The sequence below is a fragment of the Tolypothrix campylonemoides VB511288_2 genome (genome assembly GCF_045999855.1).
Lineage (GTDB): Bacteria > Cyanobacteriota > Cyanobacteriia > Cyanobacteriales > Nostocaceae > Scytonema > Scytonema bouteillei_A.
In genome coordinates this window covers 1-15,426 of the sequence record NZ_JBFPMW010000015.1, presented here as the reverse complement: position 1 = coordinate 15,426, position 15,426 = coordinate 1, and the positions used below count along the sequence as shown (strand labels likewise).

The window sequence follows — 15,426 nt, the reverse complement described above, 5'->3', positions numbered from 1 at the left end:
TAGTTTGAAAGCCAAGCAATTAAAGACCTCGTCAAAAAATTAAGTGGCGGTTTGTTACCCGCTCACAAAAGAAAAATAATAAGCCAAGAGGCTCGGACGCACTAGGGTGTGTCGGAGCAAGAACACTTCAAAACGGAGAGTTTGATCCTGGCTCAGGATGAACGCTGGCGGTATGCTTAACACATGCAAGTCGAACGGTCTCTTCGGAGATAGTGGCGGACGGGTGAGTAACGCGTGAGAATCTGGCTTCAGGTCCGGGACAACAGTTGGAAACGGCTGCTAATACCGGATGTGCCCATGGGTGAAAGGCTAGCTGCCTGGAGATGAGCTCGCGTCCGATTAGTTAGTTGGTGTGGTAAGAGCGCACCAAGACGGCGATCGGTAGCTGGTCTGAGAGGACGATCAGCCACACTGGAACTGAGACACGGTCCAGACTCCTACGGGAGGCAGCAGTGGGGAATTTTCCGCAATGGGCGAAAGCCTGACGGAGCAATACCGCGTGAGGGAGGAAGGCTCTTGGGTTGTAAACCTCTTTTCTCAGGGAATAATAAGTTGAAGGTACCTGAGGAATAAGCATCGGCTAACTCCGTGCCAGCAGCCGCGGTAATACGGAGGATGCAAGCGTTATCCGGAATGATTGGGCGTAAAGCGTCCGCAGGTGGTTTATCAAGTCTGCTGTCAAAGCGTCTGGCTTAACTAGATAAAGGCAGTGGAAACTGAGAGACTGGAGTATGGTAGGGGTAGAGGGAATTCCCGGTGTAGCGGTGAAATGCGTAGAGATCGGGAAGAACACCGGTGGCGAAAGCGCTCTGCTGGACCATAACTGACACTGAGGGACGAAAGCTAGGGGAGCGAATGGGATTAGATACCCCAGTAGTCCTAGCCGTAAACGATGGATACTAGGCGTTACGCGTATCGACCCGCGTAGTGCCGGAGCCAACGCGTTAAGTATCCCGCCTGGGGAGTACGCACGCAAGTGTGAAACTCAAAGGAATTGACGGGGGCCCGCACAAGCGGTGGAGTATGTGGTTTAATTCGATGCAACGCGAAGAACCTTACCAGGGCTTGACATGTCGCGAATCCCGATGAAAGTTGGGAGTGCCTTAGGGAGCGCGAACACAGGTGGTGCATGGCTGTCGTCAGCTCGTGTCGTGAGATGTTGGGTTAAGTCCCGCAACGAGCGCAACCCTCGTACTTAGTTGCCATCATTAAGTTGGGAACTCTAAGAAGACTGCCGGTGACAAACCGGAGGAAGGTGGGGATGACGTCAAGTCAGCATGCCCCTTACGTCCTGGGCTACACACGTACTACAATGCTGTGGACAGAGGGCAGCAAGCTAGTGATAGCAAGCAAATCTCACAAACCACGGCTCAGTTCAGATCGCAGGCTGCAACTCGCCTGCGTGAAGGTGGAATCGCTAGTAATTGCAGGTCAGCATACTGCAGTGAATTCGTTCCCGGGCCTTGTACACACCGCCCGTCACACCATGGAAGCTGGTAGTGCCCGAAGTCGTTACTCTAACCATTCGTGGAGGAGGATGCCGAAGGCAGGACTGGTGACTGGGGTGAAGTCGTAACAAGGTAGCCGTACCGGAAGGTGTGGCTGGATCACCTCCTTTTAGGGAGACCAACTAAATTATGAATGATGTTAGATGAATGATGAAAAGTAGAAAATTCACACTTCATAATTCAGAATTCATAATTTTAGACATCCTAGGTCGTGCGAGGTAAAGAAAATTGGCTTTCAAACTAGTGTGGGTTCGGAAAAAAATGCCAAAGCATTGATGATTTGGGCACTTATCAATAGAAGAAATTCAGCAACTTGAAACCGCAAGGGAACAAGACTGCTGGAAATGTTCCAGCCAGAACCTTGAAAACTGCATAGAAAAGCGAAAGTAACTAAAAGCGAAAAGCTAATAGCTAATGGCTAATGGAAATTAGCGATGAGCAGTTAGCATTCAGCAATAGTGGTCAAGAGAAGAAGGGCTCATGGTGGATACCTAGGCACACAGAGGCGAAGAAGGACGTGGTTACCAACGAAAAGCTCCGGGGAGCAGGAAGCATGCAGTGAGCCGGAGATGTCCGAATGGGGCAACCCAATAACGAAAGAGCGAACCCAGTGAATTGAAACATCTTAGTAGCTGGAGGAAAAGAAATCAATAGAGATTCCCTCAGTAGTGGTGAGCGAAAGGGGAAGAGCCTAAACCAAAGTGCATGCATTTTGGGGTAGTGGGACAGCGAAATCGAATCTAGCGGTTAGGCGAAGCAGCGAAATACTGCACCAAAGAAGGTGAAAGTCCTGTAGTCGAAAGCTTAAGGATAGTAGCTGAATCCCGAGTAGCATGGGGCACGAGGAATCCCATGTGAATCAGCGAGGACCATCTCGTAAGGCTAAATACTACTGTGTGACCGATAGCGAACAAGTACCGCGAGGGAAAGGTGAAAAGAACCCCGTTGAGGGGAGTGAAATAGAACATGAAACCGTGAGCCTACAAGCAGTGGGAGTCCGATTCAACGGATGACCGCGTGCCTGTTGAAGAATGAGCCGGCGAGTTATAGGTACTGGTAGGTTAAGTTTGTTGACGAAGCCAAAGCGAAAGCGAGTCTGAAAAGGGCGCGTTATCAGTATTTATAGACCCGAACCCGGGTGATCTAACCATGTCCAGGATGAAGCTTGGGTAACACCAAGTGGAGGTCCGAACCGACCGATGTTGAAAAATCGGCGGATGAGGTGTGGTTAGGGGTGAAATGCCAATCGAACTCGGAGCTAGCTGGTTCTCCCCGAAATGTGTTGAGGCGCAGCGGTAACGGAAAAACTGAGGGGTAAAGCACTATTTCGGTGCGGGCTGGGAGACCGGTACCAAATCGAGATAAACTCTGAATACTCAGTGGAGAGTTACCAGTGAGACGGTGGGGGATAAGCTTCATCGTCAAGAGGGAAACAGCCCAGACCACCAGCTAAGGTCCCGAAATCATCGCTAAGTGGCAAAGGAGGTGGGAGTGCAAAGACAACCAGGAGGTTTGCCTAGAAGCAGCCATCCTTGAAAGAGTGCGTAATAGCTCACTGGTCAAGCGCTCCTGCGCCGAAAATGAATGGGACTAAGCGATGTACCGAAGCTGTGGATTTAGCAAGCCATCATTTAGCATACAGCCTCTTTTGGAAGACAGAGGGAGAGAGTGAGAGAGTGAGAGAGTGAGGGAACGAAGAATAGTTCCTCCCTCCCTCCCTCCCTCCTTCACTCCCTCGCTCCGCTCCAGAAGGTTGCATGCTAAGTGATGAGATTGTTAACTGGTAGGGGAGCGTTCCGTGGTAGGTAGAAGCAGTAGCGGCAAGCAGCTGTGGACGAGACGGAAGTGAGAATGTCGGCTTGAGTAGCGCAAACTAGGGTAAGAATCCCTAGCCCCGAAACCCCAAGGGTTCCAGAGGCAGGTTCGTCCACTCTGGGTTAGTCGGGACCTAAGGCGAGGCCGAAAGGCGTAGTCGATGGACAGAGGGTGAACAATCCCTCACTTTGATGTGGGAGTCAACGTAAGACGCATGAAAGATAGCAACGCCCTGAATGGATTGGGAGGTGTCTAAGGATGCCGAGTTGTAAATGATAGTGCCAAGAAAAGCTACGTTGGTGATGAAAACATCAAACCCGTACTCGAAACCGACACAGGTGGGGAAGTTGAGAAAACTCAGGGGCGCGAGATAACTCTCTCTAAGGAACTCGGCAAAATGGCCCCGTAACTTCGGAAGAAGGGGTGCCCACGCAAGTGGGTCGCAGTGAAGAGATCCAGGCGACTGTTTACCAAAAACACAGGTCTCCGCAAACAAGCAATTGGAAGTATGGGGGCTGACGCCTGCCCAGTGCCGGAAGGTTAAGGAAGTTGGTCAGGGGGAAACCCTAAAGCTGACGACTGAAGCCCCGGTGAACGGCGGCCGTAACTATAACGGTCCTAAGGTAGCGAAATTCCTTGTCGGGTAAGTTCCGACCCGCACGAAAGGCGTAACGATCTGGATGGTGTCTCAGAGAGAGACTCGGCGAAATAGGAATGTCTGTGAAGATACGGACTACCTGCACCAGGACAGAAAGACCCTATGAAGCTTTACTGTAGTCTGGAATTGGGTCCGGGCTTGGCTTGCGCAGGATAGGTGGGAGGCACTGAAGTATCCCTTGTGGGGGATACCGAGCCAACGGTGAGATACCACTCTGGCGAAGCTAGGATTCTAACCCACGATTGTCTATCCAATCGGGAGACAGTTTCAGATGGGCAGTTTGACTGGGGCGGTCGCCTCCTAAAAGGTAACGGAGGCGCACAAAGGTTCCCTCAGCACGCTTGGAAACCGTGCGTTGAGTGTAAAGGCAATAAGGGAGCTTGACTGTAAGAGCTACAACTCGAACAGGGTGGAAACACGGTCTTAGTGATCCGACGGCGCAGTATGGAATGGCCGTCGCTCAACGGATAAAAGTTACTCTAGGGATAACAGGCTGATCTCCCCCAAGAGTCCACATCGACGGGGAGGTTTGGCACCTCGATGTCGGCTCATCGCAACCTGGGGCGGAAGTACGTCCCAAGGGTTGGGCTGTTCGCCCATTAAAGCGGTACGTGAGCTGGGTTCAGAACGTCGTGAGACAGTTCGGTCCATATCCGGTGCAGGCGCAAGAGCATTGAGAGGAGTCCTCCTTAGTACGAGAGGACCGGGAGGAACGCACCGCTGGTGTACCAGTTATCACGCCCGTGGTAGACGCTGGGTAGCCAAGTGCGGAGCGGATAACCGCTGAAAGCATCTAAGTGGGAAGCCCACCTCAAGATGAGTGCTCTGACTACTACAAGTAGGTAAGGTCACAGGTAGAACACCTGTTCATAGGCAGTCGGTGTACGTGCAGTAATGTACTTAGCCAAGTTGTCCTAACAGACCGAGGTCTTGACCTCATCTCAATGATGAATTCTGAATGATGAATGATGACAATCTTCTTCAATTCACAATTCACACTTGTTTCGCTTTTCTGTGCAGTCTTCAGGGTTTTGAATTCCACGATGAGCCTTCCTTTTGATGAAGTTCATCATTCATAATTCATCATTCATCATTCATTCCTGGTGCCTATGGCTCAGTGGTCCCACTCTGATTCCATCCCGAACTCAGTTGTGAAACATTGATGCGGCGACGATAGTTGGCGGGTTGCCGCCTGCTAAAATAGCTCGGTGCCAGGTTGATTTTTACAACTAAGCCCTCTTCCTAAAACTAAGGAAGGGGGCTTTGTTTTGAGCAGGTTATTGCAGTTCTCACTTATACCAAATCCGGTTTTCCAACTCCTTTTACCCTAAACCAATTCTATAGGTGGCACTTAAAATTCCCTCACATTAGAAATGTGGACGGCAGGCGCTACAACGGTGGGAACCCAGAGCAGTTGCTCCTCTTGGGCAAAGCCCAAGACCGCACTGCTCACCGCAACGCGCTCGCTGCCTCGGCTATACAAACAAAGCCCGCGTAGGCGGGCTTTAATATTCACAAAGATTTTGGCGCTTCAAATCCGTCGAACTCACGTTAATATTGGGCTGACCCGCACTCTACAATCAACCTGTAGCTTGGATAAATGAAGAAACCGATTTTTTTCTTTATGTTAGTACTTGAACTGCTTTAAACTGCATAATTGCATTATGAAAGGCGGTAACACAAGCAGCATGAAAAAACTATATCCACCTATAGAACCTTACAAGGAAAGCAGTCTTAAGGTTTCTGACTTGCATACTATCCATTTTGAGGAGTCAGGAAACCCGCAAGGTAAACCTATTGTTTTGCTACATGGCGGACCGGGTGGTGGATGTCCGCCTTTCTACCGACAATATTTTAATCCAGAAAAATGGCGTCTGATTATGTTTGACCAACGGGGTTGCGGTCAAAGCACTCCCCATGCAGAACTACGAGAAAACACAACGTGGGATTTAGTGAGTGATATTGAAAAACTAAGAGCGCATTTAAATATCGAAAAGTGGGTTGTGTTTGGTGGTAGCTGGGGGAGTGCTTTAGCATTAGCCTACAGCCAAACCCATCCCTGTCAGTGTGCGGGGCTGATTTTGCGTGGCATATTTATGCTGCGGCAAAAAGAATTGCAATGGTTCTATCAAGAGGGGGCTAGTTATATTTTTCCTGATGCTTGGGAAGAATATTTAAAACCAATTCCATTTGATGAACGTGATGATTTACTCACAGCTTATTACAAACGCTTGACCAGCCCAGATATGAATACTCGATTGCAAGCAGCGCGTGCTTGGTCAATTTGGGAAGCCAGTACAAGCAGATTGTTTCCAGATACAGAACTGAAGGCAAAGTTTGGAGAGAGTGTTTTCGCAGAGGCGTTTGCACGAATTGAGTGTCATTACTTTATTAATAAAGGATTTTTTGAAACAGACGATCGCTTGCTTGCAAATGTCCATCGCATACGTCATATTCCGACAGTCATCGTTCAAGGACGATATGATGTTGTGTGTCCAATGATATCAGCTTGGGAATTGCATCGTGCATGGCCGGAAGCAGAATTTATTGTTGTTCCTGATGCGGGACATTCCATGACTGAACCGGGAATTCTCAGTGCTTTGATCGAAGCAACTGATAATTTTGCATAGCAGGGGATTGGGAAATGGGTAATCTTTCACTCCTCAATTGCTACTCAATAGGGAACAAATCTGGTACACTTTGTGTCATAACAGTCTAGTGATGCATTGTATTTATTGAAACAATGTGTTCGTTTACTACCGGGTGCCCTATGTAAATGTTACAATCCGATGTTAGGAAGTTGGGATACCTCGATGCGAGTTGCAACTAACTCAATCAAGTTTGGGACAGATGGCTGGCGTGGCGTCATTGCAGATGAGTTCACCTTTGAACGCGTAGCTCTAGTTGCGCCGATAGCTGCAAAAGTTTTATTTGATACATATGGAGAAAAAGTAGGTAGCCGTAAAATCGTTGTGGGACACGACAGACGCTTTATGGCAGAAGACTTTGCTCGTAAAGTTGCTGAGGTTGTATCAGCATCTGGGTTCGATGTGCTACTGACAGACACTTATGCTCCAACCCCGGCTTTTAGTTGGGCAGCAAAGCAACAAAATGCGTTAGGGGCATTGGTAATTACTGCAAGTCACAATCCTGGAAAATATTTGGGCTTAAAAGTGAAAAGCGCCTTCGGTGGTTCTGTACCCCCTGAAGTGACAAAACAAATAGAAGCACTGTTAACTCAAGAAATACCACCAGTATCAAAACCAGGTAAAATAGAACACTTTAATCCTTGGCAAAGTTACTGTGACGCGTTAGAAGGCAAAGTTAATATTACTAAAATTCGTGATGCGATTTCTTCAGGGAAACTGACGGTATTTGGCGACGTGATGCATGGAGCCGCCGCAGGTGGGTTGGCAATGCTACTTGGCAATGAAGTAAAAGAGATTAACAGCAATCGCGATCCTCTGTTTGAAGGAGGTGCGCCAGAACCTCTGCCTAAATACCTTTCACACTTGTTTGAGGTGATGCGCCATCATCGAGAAATCACTCCCTCTAGTTTAACGGTCGGTTTGGTATTTGATGGAGACAGCGATCGCATTGCAGCCGTAGATGGAGAAGGAAATTTTCTCAGTTCGCAAGTATTAGTCCCCATACTCATTGACCATTTGACTTTAAGACGCAGTTTTAAAGGTGAAATCGTCAAAACCGTAAGTGGATCTGATTTGATTCCTCGCTTAGCGGCTCTTTATAATTTGTCAGTATTTGAAACACCAGTAGGTTACAAGTACATTGCCGATAGAATGCTAGAAGCAGAGGTGCTGTTGGGTGGAGAAGAGTCCGGAGGAATTGGCTACGGAAGTCACATTCCCGAACGAGATGCACTGCTTTCAGCATTGTATGTACTAGAAGCCATTGTGGAATCAGGGCTAGATCTGGGTGACTATTACCGTCACCTACAGGAACAAACCAGCTTTACTTCCGCATACGATCGCATCGATTTACCATTGTCTAGCATGGAAGTGCGATCGCGTCTTCTAGAACAACTACAAACCCAACCTCTGACGGAAATTGCCGGAAAATCAGTTATTGATTGCCAAACCATAGATGGTTACAAATTCCGCTTAGCCGATAACAGTTGGTTAATGATTCGTTTTAGCGGAACCGAACCAGTTTTGCGTCTGTATTGCGAAGCCCCTACCCTCGAACAAGTGCATCAAACTCTTGCTTGGGCAAAAGATTGGGCGGAATAAAGTATGAATGATGAATGATGAATGATGAATTGTGCTAATTTTTAATTCATAATTCATCATTTATAATTCATCATTTATGACATTACTTGTTGTAGCAACAGGAAATCCAGGAAAATTGCGCGAAATGCAAGCTTACCTGGCTAATGCTAATTGGGAATTAACCCTTAAACCGCAAGAATTAGAAGTAGAAGAAACGGGAGAAACATTTGCAGCCAATGCTTGTTTAAAAGCATCTCAAGTCGCAAAAGCCACAGGAAATTGGGCAATAGCCGATGATTCTGGCTTGCAAGTAGACGCTTTAAACGGTGCGCCTGGAGTGTATTCTGCTCGTTATGGAACAACCGATAGCGATCGCATTGCCAGATTATTGAGAGAATTAGGCGATACACCAAATCGGGAAGCTCAGTTTGTTTGTGCCATTGCGATCGCCCGTCCGGATGGTACTATTGCTTTACAAACAGAAGGCATATGTCACGGGGAAATTCTTTATGAACCTCGTGGTACTGGTGGCTTCGGCTACGATCCAGTTTTTTATGTTCCTCAGATGCAATTAACCTATGCAGAGATGACACCAGAAATGAAGCGTTCGATCAGTCATAGAGGTAAAGCGTTTGATACTTTACTTCAAAAGTTAGAGACAATAGCTAATAGCTAATAGCTAATAGCTAATAGCTAATTGCCCTTCGGGTATCTCAGGAGCGGAGACGCTCCGCGATGCCGCAGGCTATGCCCGCAAGGGCTATACGCTAGTCCCCTACGGCGGGAGACCCCTTCGGGTATCTCAGGAGCGGAGACGCTCCGCGATGCCGCAGGCTATGCCCGCAAGGGCTATACGCCAGTTGCCTACGGCGGGAAACCCGCCTGCAGCACTGGACTCACCGCCTACAGGGCTAGTCTCACCATTAGCCATTAGCCGTTAGCGAACCCCTTATACTGCTTCTGTATTTTTTTCGCCAGTACGAATTCGCACCACTTGTTCGACTGGCGAGATAAAGATTTTACCATCACCAATTTCGCCAGTACGAGCAGCTGCAATAATTTTATCTACAACCATGTCTACCTGGTTATCTTCAACAACAATTTCCACTTTAAGTTTTTGCAAAAACTCTACAGTGTACTCAGAACCCCGATAGCGTTCGGTTTGACCCTTCTGCCGTCCAAAACCTCGTACTTCAGAAACTGTCATCCCAACTATACCAGCATTGACCAAAGCAATTTTCACCTCATCAAGCTTGAAGGGACGAATAATAGCCTCAACTTTCTTCATTTTTTTCTCCTAAAGTTGTACGTATTCTATCTAAGCAGATTCTCTGACTTTGACGAGCGATTTTTATTTGTTTGTAGCTTATACCATTTTGGATTTTAGACTCTAGATTTTGGATTGAGAAAGCCCGATCTGGATTCATCTCACCCTACTCTCTGTTACGTTCTGGGTTCAAATTGGTATTATTTAACACAACACAGTCATTAGTTAGGGTTATGAAAGCATTCTTAACGAGTATGTTGTCCCAGCAAGGGACGTACAATTAAATAACCAGCACCAAAACCCATAACAATAATGAACAAGATAGCTACTATAAACCACCAGCTATTAAGTTGTGAAGGTTCTGGTTCATCCTGAAGATAATAGCTTGCTTCCTGCTCTTCTACATAGACGGATTGTGGAGTCGGAATATCAACTTCTACTTCATTTGTAACGACAAGAGGACGCGGGCGAACAACTTGCTTCTTGGCATTATGTTGCGCCATCTGTCTTTTTGCGTGAGGTTTTGAATCGTGAGAAGATGGTGGAGGAGCTTGATAGTAACTAACTTTAGGCTGAGAATCAACCAGTTTTTGCAAATGCAAGATAGACTCAACAGCTTTAGAAATTTCCTGTCGAAGTAACTCATTCTCTTGCACGAGTTGTTGATTCTGGGCTGAAAGAGAATCTAGATTTGCCCGAACAGCGTGCAACTCAGAAGTCAAATCTCGGTACACGGAAAGGGGTACAGAGGGGGAGTAACTTGGAGTGGTTGCACTTGATGGTGTGTTGTTAACGGAACCTGTCGTTGCACGCATTAGAGGATTCTTATCACAATTTAATGTAATTGAACAATAAGAGACTGCGATCGAAGATACTCAGCCTCAGAAACTAAGCTTAAGAGTAATGGAAAAATGCCCTTAAGGAGAAGAATCTTAATGTACAGTTTTGTGACTAAATACACAAGGAAATTGGGGACTGGGGACGAGGGGGACAAGGGAGAGTGGGTAGACAAGGAAGACAAGGTAGAAATTTCTTCCTTTTTGTCTACTTTGTCCTCCTTGTCCCCTCTCTGTTGTCCCCAATTCCCTACTTAATTAATAAAGGAAAAAAGTGTCCCACAGGACCTTGACCTTTGCCAATAGCCAGCGAGTATGACAGTGCAGTGGTAACATACTCCTTTGCTTGCTTGACTGCTGTTATCAAGTCCTTTCCAAGAGCCAAATTGGCGGCGATCGCTGCTGAAAGGGTACAACCAGTACCGTGAGTATTTTTCGTCTCAACGTGTTTGGTTGTTAAAGTTTCCATATGATGTCCGTCGAACCAAACATCTACTCCACACAGACTACCTTGCATACCGCCACCCTTTACTAAAACGACCTTCACACCTGTATTGCGGTGAATGATTTGAGATGCAGCCCTCATGTCATCTAGGGAATTAATGGGAAAACCACTTAAAATTTGGGCTTCATAGCGATTTGGTGTTACAAGTGCTGCTTTAGGAATTAAAAGATTGCGGAGATTCTTTACAGCATCATCATCTAGTAACTGAGCTCCTGTACGGGATACCATAACTGGATCGACGACCAAGTTGGGAATTTGCAAAACTTCCACAAGTTCTGCAACAGCAGCAATAATTTCCTTATTCAGTAACATTCCCGTCTTTGCTGCTTGCACGCCAATATCATCACACACTGCATTGATTTGTGCGACCACAGCCTGTGGCGGTATTGCCTCCACCCCCATAACACCTAAAGTATTCTGTGCTGTAACACAGGTGATAGCACTTGTACCGTGGACGCAGTGAAAAGCAAAAGTTCGCAAATCGGCTTGAATACCCGCACCTCCACCGCTATCAGAACCAGCGATCGTTAAAGCAACGGGTATTGTGGGTGATATGCTGGTGTCCATAATCAGGGTTAGTCGTTAGTAGTTAGTAGTAAAAAGCTACCACTAACCCTTTGGGTTTGCCAGTTCCGGGGGCGTGGGAAACCCCCTTCTGGGACTGGACTCACTACTAACTACTCACCAATGACTGTAGATACTTCCCCCATTGTGCAGCTAGGGGAATCTCTGTAAAAGGTACGCGCACAGATTGAGAGCGATCGCTAAAAACAAATTCTAACTCAATAGTACGACCCTTCTCTGGAATATTGACTAAATCTACGAATTTGTCATCTACTAGAAGATGGATTTCTTGGACATCAAGCAAAGAAAATGTTTCTAGTTTAACCGGACCTTTTGGAGTAGGTTTGCCCCAAGTTATTTGGGAACCCTTTTGACCTAAAACTGAATAAATATCGTACTTAGCTTTTTCAAATTGCTCTGCCCAAGTACGGTAGGCTTCAATTTTTTGATACTCTTTCGAGCCTTGCCAAGCCAACCAAAAGAATGCGACTAATAGGGGTAACCACAGAAGACCGCGTTCCATTTTTAAAAATTCCTGAGGTTTGCTTAAGGATTTTAATTTTAATGCAAAATTCACCAATAACGGTCTTGTTTGAGTTATGTTAGTGAGCAACCTGGCAAGAAGCGGTGTTCGTTTGAGATGAGAAAGCTTATAATATTTGGCTTGTTTATCATTGGTTTGGGTGTTGCCCTGTTTGGTTTTCAGGGATTGGCAGCCAATGGTGAATTCAATACAATTTTGTTAAATTTTCGCGAAGATATTCCTCAGGAAGTCTTGCAACAGGATTTGCAAGCACTAGCCGAACAGTACCACGTCACCCCTCAACTTGATAACAAATTTTCCGCCAAGGAGAATGTGTATATCATTAAGGGTGATAAACAGCGACTCCAACAACTGAGAAAGTCGCAACTCGCGAAAGCGGTGGAATTTATTGAGCCCAATTATATCTATAAAATTCCCCAACCTGGGAAAGCTGATTGCACTGAAGACTTATCAGTACTGCAAGCTCCAACGGAGAAAGCTGTAAGCGGACCTAACGATCCAATGTACAGCAAGCAGTGGAACCTTCACAATATCAGTATAGAGGGTGCGTGGAGTCAAAATAAAGGTAACGGCGTTACCGTCGCAGTGATTGACACTGGTGTAACTCGCGTGCCTGACTTGGATGCAACAAAATTTGTCCCTGGGTACGATTTTGTGAACGATCGCGCAGAAGCCGATGACGATAACGGACATGGCACCCATGTTGCTGGTACGATCGCTCAAGCCACCAATAATAACTATGGAGTTGCAGGAATTGCCTACGAAGCAAAACTGATGCCTTTAAAGGTTCTGAGTGCTTACGGTGGCGGAACCGTAGCTGATATAGCTGAAGCGATTAAGTTTGCTGCTGACAACGGTGCAGACGTTATTAACATGAGTTTGGGCGGTGGCGGAGAAAGCCAGTTGATGAAGGAAGCAATTGATTACGCCTACAGCAAAGGTGTGGTGATAATTGCAGCCGCTGGTAATGAAAATGAGAATTCTGCGGCTTATCCGGCGCGTTATCCCCATGTTATTGGTGTTTCTGCGATCGGTCCAGATGGCGAGAAAGCTCCATACTCTAACTACGGTGCTGGAGTTGATATCTCCGCTCCTGGTGGTAGCGATGCTGGGAAGATTTTGCAAGAAACAATCGATCCAGACAATGGTGCTGCTGTATTTAGGGGATATCAAGGAACCAGTATGGCAGCCCCTCACGTTGCTGGTGTTGCTGCGTTAATTAGAGCAGCCGGAGTGAAAGAACCAGACCGAGTTGCAGAGGTTCTCCAGCAGTCAGTGAGAACGATTGAAGATGATAGTTTGAACTACTATGGTGCTGGGCAACTCAATGCAGAAGCAGCAGTGAAACTTGCCACTCACGGACAAATTAGTTTCCAAGACTTCTTCCGTTGGTTGCGCGATAACGGCTATCTCAACCCCCGTTTCTGGATTGATGGCGGTGCTGTAGCTCTGTTACCTAAGATTTTGATGGTCCTTGGTTCCTATCTCCTAGCTTGGTTTTTACGGGTTTACTTTCCATTCAGCTGGGGTTGGAGTCTTTCGTTCGGTTTAATTGCTGGTAGTTCTGGTTTGTTCCCCTTTAAGGGACTTTATATCTTTGACCTTCCTCAATGGCCTTTCCGTTTATTGGGAAGTTCTATCCCTGAGTTAGGCAATAGCCTCCAAGGAACAAATGCTCTTAACCCTTTGTTTGCAAGTGTCTTGATTCCCTTGATTCTGATAGCTCTACTACTAGGACACCGGGACTGGAAGTGGTTTGCCATTGGTACATCAATCGGTGTCGCAGCTTGCTTGGCAGTGAGTGCAGCAATAGACCCAGCAGTATGGGGAATGGGTAGTGGTATTGTTGCGCGTCTTTTCCTGAGTGTTAATGCCTTGCTATGTTTTGGTTTAGCACGTTTAGCAGTTAAAACTACCTAAAGTCAGTGGTTAGTGGTTAGTAGTTAGTGGATAGTAGATAGTGGTTAGTCAATACCGATCGCTAACCACCAACCACTAATAACTAACAATTAACCAATGAGCATTACAGTTACAGGCAGTATTGAACGTCGCGACATTGGAACTGGCGCTTGGGCGTTAGTTACTAATGAAGGAACCACCTATGAAATCCTCAGAGGTGCTGACAAAAATTTACTGAAATCGGGACAACACGCAAAAGTTACAGGGGAAATTCGCAAAGATGTGATGACTGCAGCGATGATTGGCCCCGTTCTCGAAGTTAAATCTTTTGAGCTAATTGATTCCTAATTAGCTTGACCCGAATCTAGAACTGCTTGCAAACGAGTTCTAAATTCTCCCTTGGGATGACCCCCTTTTACCTCTCCAATAATCTGAAATTCCCCTTCCGGTGAATCACAGACAATGTAGGTAGGCCATCCCATTTCTGATTTATCAGGATATTGAGTTAGCAAAATTTTTCGATACTTGCGGTAAGTCGCTGTATCTTGCATTTTCACGCTAATAAACTCCAGACCCAGTTCTTCAGCAACTTTCTGGTCGTAAAAGGACATCTTGTGACAAATGCCGCAGTCTTCTGATGAAAACTTAATCACAGCTAAACTCATAAGCCCATCACTCTACAATGTACTGGCAAAAGATAAACTTTTTGTCCAAAGAGTACCATACCAGGATACAAAGTCAAGAATTTTAGAAAAAATATTAATAATTGTAAAATTCTGCGGGGAACGGAGAACACTTTTCTGCTAAAGTTCAAAATCCCTAGCTTTAATTATGAGTTCGACAGACCTGACACTGACTTCCTTTTGGGATGTTGTTGGCAAATGGTGGCTCAAACACCTAATATCGCTTAGTTACAGGCAGTACATAGATTAAGAAATACTTTCATTGAGTCTTCTGAAAGATTCGCAGTCAGGCGTGTACTTTAATGAGAACAAGTATATTTCTCGATCTATAAAAAATCTAAAAATTTTTTGCTAGTTGTTAGGTAGTTGAAGAATTGAGTTATGATGGTGAATCTAACAAGGTACTATGTTCTAAGCTTAACCAGGGAACTCCGGAAACTTTGCCAAAAATTTATGTAATTTTTCGGATTTTTGTGCCAAAAATAATGTGTATAGTTTAGAAGCTTATAGCTGACCAGAGGAGTCTAAGAGCAAGGTAAATCTACCATTTACTGCGTTCCGCTCTAAATTGGGGTTACTGGGTGTTTTTTATAGCTTAGGTCAAAAACCCCTAACAGCCGCTCGAGCTAAACAGGGGAGTTAGTTGTTTAGGCTGCATCTACCATTTATTATGTTCTCGGCTTAACCAGGGTTATCCGGAAAAGTTAGAAGAAATTTGGGTATTGTGCGTCTCCAAAAAAAAGCCCTAGTAGCCGAAAGTCCACTAGGCAGTCAATTATCAGGGTGCATCTACCACTACTCTGGTCCTAAGAATAACCAGAGTGTCCGGACAACTTGCGAAAGAGGGTGTTATTTATCTCACTAAAAAAAAGACCCCTAGTAGCTAAAAAGCTATCCAGGGGAGTCAGTTATCAGGGT

General features: G+C 46.0%; 10 protein-coding genes and 3 rRNA genes. 8 read left to right on the top strand and 5 right to left on the bottom strand.

Annotation, left to right across the window (positions count from 1 at the left end):
- Positions 1 to 129 precede the first annotated feature (129 nt).
- The 6 genes from AB0756_RS33000 (at position 130) to rdgB (ending at position 8,886) form a co-directional block, all read left to right on the top strand.
- A 16S ribosomal RNA gene (locus AB0756_RS33000) occupies positions 130 to 1,618 on the top strand.
- Between the two features lie 350 nt (positions 1,619 to 1,968).
- A 23S ribosomal RNA gene (locus AB0756_RS32995) occupies positions 1,969 to 4,919 on the top strand.
- Between the two features lie 161 nt (positions 4,920 to 5,080).
- Positions 5,081 to 5,198 (top strand): 5S ribosomal RNA (gene rrf, locus AB0756_RS32990).
- Together the 16S, 23S and 5S rRNA genes form the textbook arrangement of a ribosomal RNA operon.
- A gap of 471 nt (positions 5,199 to 5,669) precedes the next feature.
- Positions 5,670 to 6,611, top strand: coding sequence for a prolyl aminopeptidase (pip, locus tag AB0756_RS32985; protein WP_038078467.1), 942 nt, complete (start codon positions 5,670 to 5,672; stop codon positions 6,609 to 6,611).
- A 183-nt stretch (positions 6,612 to 6,794) separates the two neighbouring features.
- Positions 6,795 to 8,231, top strand: a complete 1,437-nt coding sequence (locus AB0756_RS32980; protein ID WP_038078471.1) for a phosphoglucomutase/phosphomannomutase family protein — start codon at positions 6,795 to 6,797, stop codon at positions 8,229 to 8,231.
- Positions 8,232 to 8,307: 76 nt separating this feature from the next.
- Positions 8,308 to 8,886, top strand: coding sequence for an RdgB/HAM1 family non-canonical purine NTP pyrophosphatase (gene rdgB / locus AB0756_RS32975; RefSeq protein WP_038078464.1), 579 nt, complete (start codon positions 8,308 to 8,310; stop codon positions 8,884 to 8,886).
- Between the two features lie 273 nt (positions 8,887 to 9,159).
- Here the strand turns inward: rdgB and AB0756_RS32970 are convergent, their stop codons facing one another.
- The 4 genes from AB0756_RS32970 to AB0756_RS32955 all read right to left on the bottom strand — a co-directional run bounded on the left by AB0756_RS32970 (position 9,160) and on the right by AB0756_RS32955 (position 11,905).
- Positions 9,160 to 9,498 carry a P-II family nitrogen regulator gene (locus AB0756_RS32970; protein WP_017749852.1) on the bottom strand — a complete coding sequence of 113 codons (339 nt, stop codon included), beginning with the start codon at positions 9,496 to 9,498 and terminating at the stop codon, positions 9,160 to 9,162.
- Positions 9,499 to 9,722: 224 nt separating this feature from the next.
- Complete coding sequence (locus AB0756_RS32965) at positions 9,723 to 10,292, bottom strand: hypothetical protein (protein WP_038105991.1); 570 nt, start codon at positions 10,290 to 10,292, stop codon at positions 9,723 to 9,725.
- A gap of 271 nt (positions 10,293 to 10,563) precedes the next feature.
- Entirely contained in the window at positions 10,564 to 11,385 is an 822-nt protein-coding gene (gene thiD / locus AB0756_RS32960; protein ID WP_038105993.1) for a bifunctional hydroxymethylpyrimidine kinase/phosphomethylpyrimidine kinase, read from the bottom strand.
- A gap of 106 nt (positions 11,386 to 11,491) precedes the next feature.
- Entirely contained in the window at positions 11,492 to 11,905 is a 414-nt protein-coding gene (locus tag AB0756_RS32955) for a hypothetical protein (protein ID WP_038105998.1), read from the bottom strand.
- A gap of 117 nt (positions 11,906 to 12,022) precedes the next feature.
- Here AB0756_RS32955 and AB0756_RS32950 point away from each other — a divergent pair, with 117 nt between their 5' ends.
- Both AB0756_RS32950 and AB0756_RS32945 read left to right on the top strand, forming a co-directional pair.
- Complete coding sequence (locus AB0756_RS32950; protein ID WP_038105995.1) at positions 12,023 to 13,846, top strand: DUF5942 domain-containing protein; 1,824 nt, start codon at positions 12,023 to 12,025, stop codon at positions 13,844 to 13,846.
- Positions 13,847 to 13,942: 96 nt separating this feature from the next.
- A complete protein-coding gene (locus AB0756_RS32945) occupies positions 13,943 to 14,173 on the top strand; it encodes a hypothetical protein (protein ID WP_038105996.1) in 231 nt (76 codons plus the stop codon).
- Here the strand turns inward: AB0756_RS32945 and AB0756_RS32940 are convergent.
- A complete protein-coding gene (locus AB0756_RS32940; RefSeq protein ID WP_038105997.1) occupies positions 14,170 to 14,490 on the bottom strand; it encodes a thioredoxin domain-containing protein in 321 nt (106 codons plus the stop codon). The two genes, AB0756_RS32945 and AB0756_RS32940, sit on opposite strands and share 4 nt — an antisense overlap.
- Between the last annotated feature and the right edge of the window lie 936 nt (positions 14,491 to 15,426).